Raw genomic sequence first — 13,613 nt, 5'->3', positions numbered from 1 at the left:
GGACGGGCAGGGCGCCGTCGGGATCCGCCCCCGCCTCCCGCCCGGGACGGCCCGCCCGCCGCCGAGGCGCCGCTCGCTACCGTGGTACCGCCCACGACGCACGGCCGACCGACCGTCCGACCGGAAGGACCCGATCATCCGATCGCCCTCGCGCGACGACGCGCGCCCCGCCCCTGTCTTCACGAACGCGACCGCGGCGCCGACCTGGGAGGAGGGGATCGTCGTCGGCAGCGGACGCCTCGGCGCCGTCGCGCACGGGCCGGCCGACGCGATCACCGTCTCGCTCGCGCACGAGCGCTGGTTCCCGCCGGTGAACCCGCGGCCGCACGCGCCCGACCTCCGGCCCCGCCTCGACGCGATCCGCCGCGCCCTCCTCGCCGGCGACCCCGACACGGCGACCGCCGAGCTGATGGCGGGCGCGCGGGACAGCGGCTACGGCGACGACCTCGTCTGGACGGATCCGCTGGGCATCTGCGCGACCCTCGTGATCCGCACCGCGGGTGGCGTCGCCCGCATGCGTCGCACCATGGACCCGGCCGGCGGCGAGTCCGCGATCTCGTGGACGGATCTCGCGGGCGGCCGGCACGCGCTGCGCCTCGTCGCGCCGCGCGACGGATCCGCCTGCTGGCTGGCGCTCGAGTCCGACCGGGACTCCGTGACGGTCGTCGAGCTCGGCCTCGGCGCGGGCGACACGACGGCGCTGTACACGGGCGGGCCCGACGCGTCCGCGGCGGTGCGCGCGTCCGTCGCGGGCGGTGCGCGCGGGACCCTCACGGCCGAGGCCGGCGCGGGCGACGACGCGCTGCGGTCGGTCACGGCGGTCGACGCGCCGGGCGCGGGCGACGCGGGCGGCGCGAGCGACGCGGGCAGCGCGTGGGACGTCGACGGCGGATCCGCGCGCACGACCGTCCGCACCGGCCCGTCCGCGACGGCGCTGCTGCGTCTCGCCGTGGCCGTGGGACCCGCATCCGCGGCACCGACGCCCGACGGCCCTCCGCCGACGACGCCCGCATGGGACGACCTGCGCGCCGCCCAGCGCGCGACGCACGGCCGGCTCGTCGCCGCATCCGCACTCGACCTCCACGGCCAGGCGCCCGCGCGCGACGCCGACGCCGACCCCCACCCCACCACCGAGGACATCTGGGCCGCCGCCCGCGCGGGCGACCCCGCGGCCCGCCGCCGCGTCGTCGAGATCGCCTACCTCAGCGGTCGCGCGGCGATCATCTCCTCCACCGGCGAGCTGCCGGCAACGCTGCAGGGCGTGTGGCAGGGCACCTGGCGACCCGCGTGGTCGGCGGACTACACGCTCAACGGCAACGTGCAGAACGGCGGGATCGCGAGCCTGATCCCGACCGGCACCCCCGAGCTCGCGCGCACGCTGCTCGAGCTGGTGCTCCCCCACCTCGACGACTTCCGCGAGAACGCCCGCCGCGTGTACGGCGCCGAGGGGATGCTGCTGCCCGCGCGCATGTCCACGCACGGCCGGGCGGACCACTTCGACGCCGAGTACCCGATGCCGTTCTGGCAGGGCTGCGGCGGCTGGATCCTCCGCGTCGCCGCCGACGCCGTCGCCACCACGGGCGACCGCGGCATCGTCGACGACCGGCTGTGGGAGCTGGTGGAGGGCGTGCTCCGCTTCGCCGAGACAGCCACCGTGCTGGTCGACGGGGTGCGCCGCCTCGTCCCCTCCTACTCGCCCGAGAACACGCCCGCCGGCGAGCGCGTCCCGGCCGCGACCGACGCGACGATGGACGTCGCGATCCTCCGCGACGCCGCCCGCGCCACGGCCCTGCTCGGCCAGGCCCGCGGCGACGGCTCGCTCGACGCGCGCTGGGCCGCCGTGGTCCGCGACCTGCCGCCCTACCGGGTGGCCGACGACGGCACGCTCGCCGAGTGGCTGGATCCGCGCTGGCCGGAGCGGATCGCGCACCGCCACGCGTCGCAGCTCCACCCGCTCTGGGACGAGATCGATCCGGCGTTCGTCGGCGACGGGGACGAGGCCGCCCGGCTCCGCGCCGCGGCCGCCGCCACCGTCGCCGCGAAGATCGCCTGGCGCGCCGAGGACCCGACCGCCCCGCCCGGCCGGATGGGGATGGCGTTCGGCCTCGTGCAGGTGGGCCTCGCGGCGGCGGCCCTCGGCGACGCGGAGTCCGCGCTCACGTGCGTGGAGTGGCTCGCCGTCGACCACTGGAGCCCCGCCCTCACGAGCCGGCACGACGCCGGCCGCATCTTCAACCTCGACGCGAGTGGCGGCCTGCCCGCGCTCGTCGCGGCGATGCTGCTCGGATCCGGCGCGGGGTCGCTCGCGGTCCTCCCGGCGCTGCCCGGAGCGTGGGCGCGCGGATCCGTGACCGGGCTCCGCGCGCGCGGCGGCCTGGTCGTCGACCAGCTCGACTGGGAGCCGGAGGGCGCGTCGCTCGTCGTGCGGCGCGTGCCGGGCGCGGACTGGCTGGCGCCCGCGGACGGGACTGCCCTGCGGCTGCCGCGGGCGGCCTCGGCGCGCGTGGACGGGCGCGAGCACGACGCGGGCGAGCGCATCGCGTTCGGCGAGGACGCCGTGCGCGTCGACCTCGCGTGGCTGCCGGAGCCCGTAGCTTGAACCGCGTGACCCCCGCCGCCGGATCCGCCGCCGCCCTCCTCGCCGCCTACGACGCCCAGCTCCGCACCGACGCCGAGACGCCGAGCGCGCTCGACGTGCGGGTGCTCGGCCCGCTGCGCCTCGTCGTCTTCCCCGGCGGGCGCGGCTTCGTCACGTACGCCGACCTCGGCGGCCTCGACGAGGCCGGCCTGCGCGAGCTCGTCCCCGCGGCGCTCGCGCGCTACCGCGACGACCCCGCGATCACGACCGTGGAGTGGAAGACCCGCGGCCATGATCACGCTCCCGGGCTCGACGGGATCCTCCGCGCGAACGGGTTCGTGCCGGAGGAGCGCGAGTCGATCATGCTGGGCGAGGCCCGGGCGCTCGCGGTCGACGTGCCGCTGCCCGCGGGCGTGACGCTCCGGCGCATCACCGCGGAGGCCGACGTGCGGGCGATGAGCGCCATGCAGGCCGCGGTCTTCGGGGACATGGACTCCACCGTCCAGGCCGACGCGATGATCCGCCGTCTCGCGCTCGACGACGGCATGGAGATGTGGGTCGCGGAGGCCGACGGGCGGATCGTGTCGGCGGGCCGGCTCGAGCCCGTCGCGGGATCCGACTTCGCCGGCCTCTGGGGCGGCGCGACCCTGCCGGAGTGGCGCGGCCGCGGCATCTACCGCGCGCTCACCGCGGCCCGCGCGCGCTCGGCCCTCGCGGCCGGCCGCACCCTGATGCACAGCGACTCGACCGACTTCTCCCGCCCGATCCTCGAGCGCTCCGGCCTCATCGCCTGCTCGACGACCACGCCGTACGCCTGGTCGCGCTGACGCTCGGCGAGCCGGCGCGTGAGCGATTCCCCCAGGCGGGGGTACCGTTGCCGCGTGAGCATCACGAGCAGCGCGGCGCCCTCGGGGCGTGGGGAGGTCGTCGGCGGCACGTCCGTCGGCACCAGGTAGCCACCGGATCCGTCGCCGCGCCCCGCGAGGGCCGGCCGCACCATGCGCGCCGTCGATCCACGAGGATCCGGCCGCCATACCCGACACACGTTCCCGCGGCACCGCCGCGACCCCGCACGAAGGGCACCACATGCTCCCCCTGACCGAATCCGACATCCGCGCCTCCCTCGTCAACGCCTCGCAGCGCGAGCGGCGCGACATCCACCTCCCCGATGGCTTCGCCGACCTCGCCTGGGACCGCCTCGACTTCCTCGGCTGGCGCGACCCCAAGTCGCCGCAGCGCGGCATCGTCGTCGCCCCCGTCGGCGACGAGCTGATCGGCGTGCTGCTGCAGCAGTCGGCCACCGCACCGCGATCCCGGGCCCAGTGCACGTGGTGCCAGGACGTGCGCCTGCCGAACCCGGTCGTGTTCTACGGCGCGCGCCGGGCGGGAGCGGCCGGCCGCAACGGCAACACCGTCGGCACGCTCGTCTGCACCGACTTCGAGTGCAACGCGAACGTGCGGAAGCCCCGGCCGATCCCGTACCTCGGCTTCGACCCCGCGGCGGCGACGGCCCAGCTCATCGACGACCTGCGGAACCGGGTGGCGGCGTTCGCGGCCGACATCGCCTCGACCGCGTGACGGTGGCCTGATCCGCTGATCCGCGCGTCCGCGTGCGCCATGCTCGGAGCATGCTGCTGCGCACCGTGATCCTGTTCGCCCTCGCCGCGGTCGCCGAGATCGGCGGCGCCTGGCTCGTCTGGCAGGCGGTGCGCGAGGGGAAGCCGTGGTGGTGGGCCGGGCTCGGCGTCATGGCGCTCGGCGCGTACGGCTTCATCGCGACGCTGCAGGCGGACGCGTCGTTCGGGCGGATCCTCGCGGCCTACGGCGGCGTGTTCGTCGCGGGCTCGCTCGTGTGGGGCGCCGTCGTGGACGGCTACCGGCCCGACAGGTGGGACGTGATCGGCGCCGTCGTCTGCCTGCTCGGCGTCGCCGTGATCATGTTCGGGCCGCGCGGGCAGGGCGCCTGACGCGGACGACGTGCAGCCGCGCGCGTCCACCCCGGAGGGCGGACGCGCGCGGGATTGGGTCGGCCGGGTCAGCGCATCGGGGCAGCTGGCCCGACCGGGTCGATGGGCCGGCTCAGGACTCCGGCGTGCAGACGGTCGCGAGGGCCGTGCGGAAGGCCTTGCGGTGCGCGTCGTCGAGGCCCTGGCCGAGCTGGCCGCGGGCGTCCTTCACGAGGTGGCCGCACGCCGGGTCGGCGAGGGCGGCGGACGCGGCGCCGATGGCCGGGACGAGGCGCGCATCCACCGCGTTGATGCGCGGGCGGACGCTCGTGGTGAGATCGGGCGCGGTCGTCGGCGCCTGCGCGGGGTTCGCGTGCCAGAAGGCGATGAGCGCGTACTGCACCTGCTTGCTCGCCGTGATCTGCGCGCGGATGATGCGCTCGGCGGCGACCGGGTCGACCCCGTCGGCCTTCGCGGCGGCGATGGTGGCGTCGACGACGGCCTGCTCGCGCGCGGGATCCGCCACGGCCTTGCCCGACAGGTACTTCGACGCGGCCACGTCGTCGGCGATCTCGAGGCGGTCGAGCGCGGCGGACGCGACGGCGGTGACCGCCTGCTGCTCCGCCGGGTCGCGCGGGCACGCCTGGGCGGGTGCTGCGGCGCCGAGGAGCGCGGCGAGGGTGACGGCGAACGCGGACGTGGTGAGGAGGGCGCGGCGGGGCATGGCGGATCCGTTCTTCAGGAGCGGGCGGATGGGGTCGGGCGCGGCGATCGGGTCGGGCGATCGGGTCGGTCGGTCGGGTGCCGCGAGCATAGGCAGACGACGCGCCCGGGCGGACGCCGGAGTGCACAGGCCGGCCCGATCGGGGGCGCGCGCCCGCGACGACCGCGTCGCTAGCGTGGGCGGATGACGACGCCCGACACCGCTCCCGCGCCCGGCACGACCCTCGACCGGCCAGCGGATCGTGCGATCCGCGGCGTCCGCGGCGCGCTCCTCGCGCTGGCCGTGGGCGTCGCCGCCGCGGTGCTCGGGCTGCTGCCGTGGATCCTCGCGGGCCTGCGGCTCCCGCTGCAGAACCTGTGGGCGGATGACGTGACGTCCGCCGCCGAGATGCCCATCGCGCTGCTGCCCTTCAACCAGTACACGGCTGGCCTGCTGGCCGCGGTGATCCTCGTGGGCGGCGGCATCGCGGGCGCCGCGGCACGCGCGCTGCGGTCGCGGCTCCCCCGGCACGGGTCATGGCTCGTGGTCGCGGGGCTGCTCCTCGTGCAGGTCGTCGCGCTCGTGCAGACCGCGACGGTGACGGCCGACGGGCTCGGCATGGACGACGTCTCCGGCGCGGGCGACCGCACGGGCGCCTCGATCAGCGAGGCGCAGGTCTACCTCGTGGCGTTCGTGGGTGGCACCGCGGCGATGGTCCTGCTCGCAGGCGTCGTCGCCGCGCTCGTCGCCCGTGCGCCCGCCGGCCTCGCCGTCGTCGCGACCGCCTTCCCCGTCGTGCTGCTCGGCGAGTGGTTGGGCGGGCTCGTGTCCCCCGGCGAGGACGGGCTGCTGAGCGACACGGCGTACGCGATCCTGCCCATGATCTCGTGGGTGCCGCCCGTCGTGCTCGGCGTCGCCATCGCGCTCACCGGCCTGCGCTCGGTCGGCCGCGTGATCGGGTCGGTCGTCGCCGTGCTGCTGCTCTGGCTCGGCACGGCCATCGTGGTCGGCGTCACCTACGCCCTCGGCAACCGCGTGCTCCTGCGCTACCCGCTCGAGCTCCTCGACGCGGGCGGCATGGTCGGCGGCGCGGTGCTCCGCGGCGAGGGCGGCGTGCTCGGGCGGCTCGCGGTGGCGGTGGTGGTCGGGATCCTCGGCGCGCTCGTCGTGCGCGCGGTGCGGCGGCGCCGGGTGGTCAGCGCGGGGTGACCGGATCCTCGTCGGCCGGCCGGTCGGAGCCTGCGGCCGCACCACCGCGAGTGACGCCCCGCCGGGCCGCGCGGCGGAGGCACAGCACCGCGGCGGAAGCGCAGACCACGGCCGTGAGGATCGCGCCCGGACAGCCGAGGGCCGGCTCGGACGCGCACTCCCCCGGGAAGGCCGCGTAGTCGACGCACGTGCCCGACCAGACGCCGATCGCGAGCGCGCCCACGACGAGCAGCACCGCCGCGGCGGCGCTCCACCGGGCGCGCGAGGCGGGCGTCATCCCCGCACGCGATGTGGTCCGTCGCCGCGCGTGCCGCCGTCGCGCCCGGCCGCCCGACGCTCGACGAGGTGGGCCACGAGGTAGCAGATCGCTCCGAGGCCGAACAGGCCGGCGACGACCCAGCTCGCGCCCGCTGTCCCGTCGATGGCCGCCCGCACGGCGTTCGCCACGGCGATGAACGCGAACACGCCGGCGAGGAGGAGGAGCGAGATGCGGCGCCGGCGCTTCGGCGCGGGCCCCGGGGTCGGGGTGGTCATGGATCCAGCGTAGGCGCGGGCGCGCCCGACCCGCCTAGGCCGCGAGCCCGCGCAGCAGTCGCGGCAGGACGAGCACGCCGTCGCAGTCGAGGATCACGAGATCCACCGGCGCGCTCACGCCGTGGTGCGCTCCGCGTCGGCGGCGGCGCGCATCACGGCGGACGGATCCACGAGCACGCGCGCGAAGGCCAGCTCGGCCGCGCCGATCATCAGCCGGTCGGGGCCGAGGGCCGCGCGGCGGATCCGCAGGGCCTCGCGCGCGCCGGGGAGCGCCTGGGCGGTGGCGCGGGCGAGGATCCGGTCGGGATCCGCCGCGTGCAGCGACCCGAGGAACCCGCCGAGCACCACGAGCGACGGGTTGAAGATGTTGACCACGTTGCGGAGCGCGACCGCCAGGTTGTCGATCTGCCGCTCGACCTCGGCGGTGACGGCCGGATCCCCCGCCGCGAGCGCCGCCGCGAGCACCTCGCCCAGCTCGTCGGCGCGGGCTCGCTCGAGGCCCGTGACCTCGAGCAGCGCGTCCTGGCCGACCGTCGTCTCGAGGCAGCCGACCGCGCCGCAGTGGCAGAGCTCGCCGCCGGAGTCGACGAGCGTGTGGCCGAGCTCGCCGCCGTAGCCCTCCGCGCCGCCGAACGGGCGTCGGCCGATGAGCACGCCGCCGCCGACGCCCGACGCACCGCCGTTGAGGTAGACGAGGTCGTCGACGTCGCGGCCGGATCCGAACCGCCCCTCGGCCACGGCAGCGAGGCTCGCGTCGTTGGCGGCGAGCGCCGGGAGGCCGGTCGCCTCGGCGAGGAGCGCCGCGAACGGCTCGTCGACCCAGCCGAGGTGCGGCGCGAGGCGCACGAGCCCGCCGTCGAAGCGGACGAGGCCGGGGACCGCGACGCCGATGCCGAGCACGCGCGCGTCGGGGCGGGTGGCGCGGAGGTCGGCCCGCAGCTCGGCGATGATCGTGCTCGCGAGGTCGGCGGCCTGCGCGGCGGTGGGCACGCCGTCGGTGTCGCGGCGCACGCGCTCCTGCACCACGCCGTCGAGGCCGACGAGGCCGACCGTGACGGCGTCGATCTCGGGGTTCACGGCGAAGACGACCACGCGCGGATCCGCGGAGACGATGGGGCTCGGCCGACCGACGCGGTTCGTGCCGGGAGGCTCCGACTCGACCACGAGGCCGAGCTCCTGAAGCTCGCCCACGAGCGCGGCGATGGTGGAGCGGTTGAGGCCGGTCTCGCGGGTCAGCTCGGAGCGCGACGCGGGTCCGGTCTCGTGCACGATCTGGAGGACGGTCGCGAGATTGGAGCGGCGGACGTGGTCGGGCGTGGTGCCGCGGGAGCGGGGATCCGGCGCGAGCGGGACCGACCGGGCGGGATCCACGACCGACGCGAGCGGCGCGGGCGCGCGCGCCGCGTCGCCCGCCTCGTGCCCGGTCACTGGATCCCCACCCGACGAGGCTACCCGGCGGCGGCCGGGCGGGCGACGGCGGCGACGCCCTCGGGGCCCGCGCGGCCAGCGGTCGCCGGCGGCCCCTGGAGCGCATCCCGCACGCCCCGCTCGCGCCACGCCTCGAGCCGGGCGCGCACGTCGTCGCGCCGCTCGTCGGCGAGCGCGGTCGCGTACGCGCGCTCGAGCACGTCGTCGATCGCGAGCCGCCGGCCCGTGCCCTTGGACTCGATCGCGGCCTCGACCATCGCGAGGCTCATCACGTTGCCGTGCACCTCGCCGTGCGGTCGCTCGCCCGTCCGCAGCGCGCGCACGAACGCGCGCAGCGACCCGGCGATCTCCACGCCCACCGACTCCTCGGAGGCGGGCTCCGCGGGCGGGCCGCCGGGCGCCTCCGGGATCTCGCTCGTCGGGTCGTGGTCGCCGTCCCAGAGCGCGGTGCCGTGCGCGCCGCTCAGCCGCCAGGATCCGTTCCACGACGTCTCCGCGCCCGGGCTGCACCAGCTGCCCGTGTAGACGTACCGCACGCCGCCCTCGAACGCGAAGACCGCGGTGGCGCCCGCGTCGCCGCGGTACCAGCTCCACGCGGGGTTGTACGACTCGCAGTAGACGCTCACGGGATCCGCCTCGAGCAGGTACCGCACGGCGTCGAACTGGTGCACGGCCATGTCGAGCAGCAGAACGTCGTCCATCTCCTCGCGGAACCCGCCGAAGCGCGGCGCCTTGAAGAACTCCGTCGTGACGATGCCGACGCCGCCGAGGTCGGCCGCCCGCCGCTTGAGCGCGACGAGGTGGTCGTTGTACCGGCGCGACTGGCTGACCATGAACAGCTCGCCCGTGATCTCCGCGGCCGCCGCGAGCGACAGCCCCTCGGCGACCGTGAGCGCGACGGGCTTCTCGCCGAGCACGGGGATCCCCGCGAACAGCGCCTGCGTGGTGACGGGGTGGTGCGCGCGCGGGATCGTGACGTCGATCACCGCATCCGGCCGCACGCGCGCGATCAGCTCGCCGAGGTCGGTGGACGCCTCGGCCGTCGCCCCGTGCGCGGATGCGCCCGCCCGCGCCGCCTCCTCGTCGAGGTCGACGACGCCCACGAGCTCGACGTCGGGATCCTCCGCGATGGTCTGCAGCCACTGCTGTCCCATGCCGCCCGCGCCGACCTGCACGACCCGCAGGCGCGCTCCGTCGGCGGGCGCGACGATCCGGTGCGCCGGGCTCGTGCGCTCGTCCCCGGCCGTCATCGCTCGAGCGCCCCGGCGTAGTCGATGCCGTCGTAGTACTCGCCGAGCTCGTAGCGCAGCAGCGTGGGCGTCTCGCGGCGGTCGGGCCGCGCCCACTCGCACGCGTTGGCGATCACGCGGCGGACGTCCGTGTGGTGGTACACGGGGAAGTCCTGGTCGCCGGGCGAGAAGAAGAAGATCCGGCCGAAGCCGCGGCGGTAGGTCATGCCGCTGCGGAACACCTCGCCGCCGGTGAATCCCGAGATGAAGACGAGCTCGTCGGGCGTGGGCACGTCGAAGTACTCGCCGTACATCTCCTGCTCGTCGATGACGATCGGGTTCGGCACGCCGCGCGTGATGGGGTGCTGCGGGTTCACGGTCCACACCAGCTCGCGGTCGTGCTCGCTGCGCCAGCGGAGGGTGCACGTGGTGCCCATCAGCTTCGTGAAGATCTTCGACCAGTGCCCGGAGTGCAGCACGATGAGGCCCATCCCGTCGAGCACGTGGCGGTGCACGCGCGCGACGATCTCGTCGTCCACCTCGGCGTGGGCCGCATGGCCCCACCAGGTGAGGACGTCGGTGCGGGCGAGCAGCTCCTCGGTGAGGCCGTGCTCGGGCTGGTCCATGGTCGCGACCTCGACGTGCGCGTCGGGCAGGTTCTCCTGCACCCCCTCGGCGACGGCGCCGTGCATCCCGGTCGGGTAGCGGTCGCGGACGTGCTGCTCGATCTGCTCGTGGCGGTTCTCGCCCCAGACGGTGACGCGGAGCGGGGATGCGGTGTCGGTCATGGTCTTCCTTCTGATGGGGTGGTGCGGGTGTCGGAGGCGGCGGGAGGGCCGTCGGGCGAGCGGGCGAGCGGCAGCCGGATCACTTGACCGCGCCGCCCGTCGCGCCCGCCGCGATGAAGCGCTGCGCCGCGAGGAGCAGCACGATCGCGGGGAGCGACGCGAGCACGGCCGTCGCCATCACCGTGCTCCAGTCCGCGGTGTACGTGCCGATGTACTGGTAGATCCCGAGGGTGATGGGGCGCACGTCGTCGGTGGTCGTGAGCGTCAGCGCGAACAGGAAGTCGCTCCAGGTGAAGAGGAATGTGAAGAGCCCGGCCGTGATCACCGCGTTGAGGCTCACGGGCAGCACGATCGAGCGGAAGGCCCGGAAGTTCCCGGCGCCGTCCACCTTCGCGGCCTCGATGATCGACGGCGGAATGCCCGCCATGAACGCCCGCATGATGAGGATCGCGAAAGGGATGCCGGCGGTGGAGTCCGCGAGGATCAGGCCCGGGATGGAGTTCAGCAGCCCGAGGTCGTTGTACGCGGCGTAGAGCGCGTTCGCGACGACGATGCCGGGGATCATCTGCGAGATGAGGATCCCGAACAGCACCACGTTGATCCACCGGAAGTTGAACTGCGCCAGCGCGTACGCCGCCGGGGTCGCGACGGCGAGGCTGAGCACGACGCTGCCGAGCGCGATCACGAGGCTCGTGCCGAGCGCCCGCCCCTGCTCGCTGAGCGCGGTCGCGTAGCCGTTGAACTGCGCCTCGAACGGGAACCACGCGGCCTGGATCGCGGGGCCCGCGGGCTGCAGCGAGATGTTGACCATCCAGTAGACGGGGAACAGCATCACGGCGAGCAGCAGGATCCCGACGACCGTGCCGATCCAGCTGCGGTCCGTGCGTGGTCGGCGGGAGCCCGACGGCACCCGGCGGGCCGGGGCGGGGACGGGGACGAGGCGCTCGGCGGTGTCAGTCATCGACGGCCTTCCTGTTCGCGCGGAGGTAGACCACCGCGAACACCGCCGAGATGGCGATGAGGATGTTGCTGAGGGCGGCGCCCGACCCGAAGTCGAACTGCTGGAACGACAGCGTGTACGACTGCGTCGCGATGGTCTGCGTCGAGTTCGCGGGCCCGCCGTTCGTGAGGCCGAGGATGATGTCGAGCACCTTGATCGTGTAGACGACGCCGAGCACGAGCACCACGCCCACCACGGGACGCAGCAGCGGCCAGGTGATGTGCCGGAACCCGCGCCAGCCGGTGGCGCCGTCGAGGGATCCGGCCTCGTACAGCTCCGGCGGGATGTCCTGCAGGCCGCCGTAGAGGATCGTCGTGTTGAACGGGATCCCGATCCACACGTTCACCGCGATCACCGTGATCAGCGCGAAGGCCGGGCTCGTCAGCCACGGCACCGGGTCCTGCACCAGGCCCGAGCCGAGGAGCGCCTGGTTGAGCACGCCCGAGTCCTGGTCGAGGATCCACTTCCACACCGCGCTCGACACGATGAGCGGCAGCAGCCAGGGCAGGAGCAGCAGCGCCCGCAGCAGGCCGTTGAGCGGGAAGGACCGGCGGAAGAACAGCGCGAGCACGAGGCCGATCACGAACTGCCCGGCGATCGAGCCCGCCGTGAACAGGAACGTGTTGAGGAGCGCCGTGGAGAAGATCCCCGACGAGAGCACGGACGCGTAGTTCGCGAACCCGACCCACGGCGCCTCGCCCGTGTAGAAGGTGGTCGTCGTGTACTCCTGGAAGCTCATGACGATGTTCTTCACGACGGGGAAGCCGAAGAAGAGCACGAGGTACACGACCGCCGGCACCAGGAACATCACCTGGAAGAAGCGCTCCCACCGGAAGCGGGGACGGCGGCGCGCGGGACCCCGCGCGACGGCGGCGTCCCCGGCGCCCCGGGCCCGCCCGGCCGCCTGCGCGGTCGGGCGGGCGGGGACGGCGGTCGTCGCCATCAGCCCTGCTCGGCGTTCTTCAGCGCGTCCTCCGGCGACGACTGGCCGGTGAGCGCCGACTGCACGGCCGTGTAGATCTTCGTGGCGGCCTTCGGCCAGTCGGCCCCGAGCTCGCCGGTGCGGGCGCGGGCGTCGGCGACGAGGTCGACGAACACCTGCTCCGCGGGCACCTGCTGGCCGAACGCGGTCGCGACGGCCGTCTTCGACGGGATCGTGAAGCGCTTCGTGGCCATCTCGAGCTGGTTCTCGTCGGAGTTGAGGCACTCGACGACCTTCGCGGCCGTGGCCTGCTTCGCCTTGTCGCCCGTCTGCGGCACGGTCCACACCTCGCCGCCGAGCGGGGCGACGGCGGTGCCGCCGGCCTCGGGCGCGGGGAGCTTGGCGATTCCGTAGTCGACGCCCGACTCGGTGAGCGCGGGGATCTGCCACGGGCCGTTGATCATCATCGCCGTCTTGCCGGCCATGAACTGGTCGTTGACGTCGGACTGGGTCCAGTTGACGACGCTCTGCGACGCCGAGCCGTCCTTCACGAGGTCGGTCCAGAGCTGCAGCGCCTCCGCGGTCTCGGGGGTGGCGATGTCCTTCTCGTCACCGCCGTTCGACCACATGAAGGGCAGGAACTGCCAGGTGCCCTCGTAGGTGGCGTTGGCGTCCATCGCGATGCCGTATCGGTCGCCGTCCTTGAGCGCCGCGGCGGCGGTCTTCAGCTCGTCCCACGTGGTGGGCGGCTGGATCCCCGCGTCGGCCAGCATCGCCTTGTTGTAGAACAGCGCGATCGTGTTCACGGTGGGCGCGAGGCCGTACGTCTTGCCCTCGTAGGTGCCGGCGTCGACGACGCCCTTCGCGTAGCCGTCGGTCGAGATGCCGAAGTCCTCGAGCGGGGCGAGCGCGCCGGTGGCGGCGATCTGCTGCAGGTCGGGGTTGTCGAGCATCAGCACGTCGGGCAGCGTCTTGGACGACGCCTGCTGCAGCACCTTCTGGATGAGGCTCGAGCCCGGGATCGACGTGCGCTTGATGGTGACGCCGAGCGACTCGCCGCACTTGGTGAGGGTGTCGCCGATGACCGTGTTGTCGTTGCCCTCGTTGTAGTAGTCGGTGACGTTGATCGTCGTCGGATCACCGCCGGACGAGGATCCGCCTCCCCCGCCGCCGGAGCAGCCGGCGAGCACGAGGGGGACGGTGGCCGCGAGGGCGGCGGCGCCGACGAGGCGGCGGCGGGCGGTGGATCGAGGGGACATCGCGTGTTCTCTTCCTT

Annotated in this window: 14 protein-coding genes; 5 read left to right on the top strand and 9 right to left on the bottom strand. The window is 74.8% G+C overall.

The annotated features are described in order from the left end of the window. Positions 1 to 22 precede the first annotated feature (22 nt). The 4 genes from NL142_RS01200 (at position 23) to NL142_RS01185 (ending at position 4,545) form a co-directional block, all read left to right on the top strand. Positions 23 to 2,599: a glycosyl hydrolase family 95 catalytic domain-containing protein gene (locus NL142_RS01200; RefSeq protein WP_435081620.1), complete on the top strand. Its 2,577-nt coding sequence runs from the start codon at positions 23 to 25 to the stop codon at positions 2,597 to 2,599. Between the two features lie 5 nt (positions 2,600 to 2,604). Continuing rightward, entirely contained in the window at positions 2,605 to 3,405 is an 801-nt protein-coding gene (locus NL142_RS01195; protein ID WP_435080626.1) for a GNAT family N-acetyltransferase, read from the top strand. Between the two features lie 259 nt (positions 3,406 to 3,664). Further along, positions 3,665 to 4,156 (top strand): FBP domain-containing protein, encoded by a 492-nt coding sequence (locus tag NL142_RS01190; protein WP_435080625.1) that lies wholly within the window; start codon positions 3,665 to 3,667, stop codon positions 4,154 to 4,156. 50 nt (positions 4,157 to 4,206) lie between these two features. Further along, a complete protein-coding gene (locus NL142_RS01185; RefSeq protein WP_435080624.1) occupies positions 4,207 to 4,545 on the top strand; it encodes a YnfA family protein in 339 nt (112 codons plus the stop codon). Between the two features lie 112 nt (positions 4,546 to 4,657). Here the strand turns inward: NL142_RS01185 and aroQ are convergent, their stop codons facing one another. Continuing rightward, positions 4,658 to 5,248, bottom strand: a complete 591-nt coding sequence (gene aroQ / locus NL142_RS01180) for a gamma subclass chorismate mutase AroQ (RefSeq protein ID WP_079531058.1) — start codon at positions 5,246 to 5,248, stop codon at positions 4,658 to 4,660. Positions 5,249 to 5,431: 183 nt separating this feature from the next. Between aroQ and NL142_RS01175 the strand changes: the two genes are divergently transcribed. Next, on the top strand, positions 5,432 to 6,436 hold the full coding sequence (locus tag NL142_RS01175) for a hypothetical protein (RefSeq protein ID WP_194683730.1): 1,005 nt from the start codon (positions 5,432 to 5,434) through the stop codon (positions 6,434 to 6,436). Here NL142_RS01175 and NL142_RS01170 read toward each other — a convergent pair. The 8 genes from NL142_RS01170 to NL142_RS01135 form a co-directional block, all read right to left on the bottom strand. Continuing rightward, the gene (locus tag NL142_RS01170) at positions 6,423 to 6,713 is read right to left on the bottom strand and encodes a hypothetical protein (RefSeq protein WP_435080623.1); all 291 of its coding nucleotides are present in this window, start codon (positions 6,711 to 6,713) and stop codon (positions 6,423 to 6,425) included. The two genes, NL142_RS01175 and NL142_RS01170, sit on opposite strands and share 14 nt — an antisense overlap. Continuing rightward, positions 6,710 to 6,970 carry a hypothetical protein gene (locus NL142_RS01165; RefSeq protein ID WP_435080622.1) on the bottom strand — a complete coding sequence of 87 codons (261 nt, stop codon included), beginning with the start codon at positions 6,968 to 6,970 and terminating at the stop codon, positions 6,710 to 6,712. The genes NL142_RS01170 and NL142_RS01165 overlap by 4 nt, the downstream gene beginning before the upstream one ends. A gap of 114 nt (positions 6,971 to 7,084) precedes the next feature. Further along, positions 7,085 to 8,398: an ROK family protein gene (locus NL142_RS01160; protein ID WP_435080621.1), complete on the bottom strand. Its 1,314-nt coding sequence runs from the start codon at positions 8,396 to 8,398 to the stop codon at positions 7,085 to 7,087. 20 nt (positions 8,399 to 8,418) lie between these two features. Beyond that, a complete protein-coding gene (locus NL142_RS01155) occupies positions 8,419 to 9,648 on the bottom strand; it encodes a Gfo/Idh/MocA family protein (protein ID WP_435080620.1) in 1,230 nt (409 codons plus the stop codon). Continuing rightward, complete coding sequence (locus NL142_RS01150) at positions 9,645 to 10,415, bottom strand: ThuA domain-containing protein (RefSeq protein WP_435080619.1); 771 nt, start codon at positions 10,413 to 10,415, stop codon at positions 9,645 to 9,647. The genes NL142_RS01155 and NL142_RS01150 overlap by 4 nt, the downstream gene beginning before the upstream one ends. Before the next feature lie 79 nt (positions 10,416 to 10,494). After that, positions 10,495 to 11,376: a carbohydrate ABC transporter permease gene (locus tag NL142_RS01145; protein ID WP_435080618.1), complete on the bottom strand. Its 882-nt coding sequence runs from the start codon at positions 11,374 to 11,376 to the stop codon at positions 10,495 to 10,497. Continuing rightward, complete coding sequence (locus tag NL142_RS01140) at positions 11,369 to 12,358, bottom strand: carbohydrate ABC transporter permease (protein WP_435080617.1); 990 nt, start codon at positions 12,356 to 12,358, stop codon at positions 11,369 to 11,371. Before NL142_RS01140 ends, NL142_RS01145 begins: the two co-directional genes overlap by 8 nt. Further along, positions 12,358 to 13,596: a sugar ABC transporter substrate-binding protein gene (locus NL142_RS01135; RefSeq protein ID WP_435080616.1), complete on the bottom strand. Its 1,239-nt coding sequence runs from the start codon at positions 13,594 to 13,596 to the stop codon at positions 12,358 to 12,360. The genes NL142_RS01140 and NL142_RS01135 overlap by 1 nt, the downstream gene beginning before the upstream one ends. Positions 13,597 to 13,613: the final 17 nt, after the last annotated feature.

This window comes from Clavibacter quasicaliforniensis (assembly GCF_051201715.1).
Taxonomy (GTDB): domain Bacteria; phylum Actinomycetota; class Actinomycetes; order Actinomycetales; family Microbacteriaceae; genus Clavibacter; species Clavibacter seminis.
This window is presented reverse-complemented; position numbering and strand designations above follow the sequence as displayed.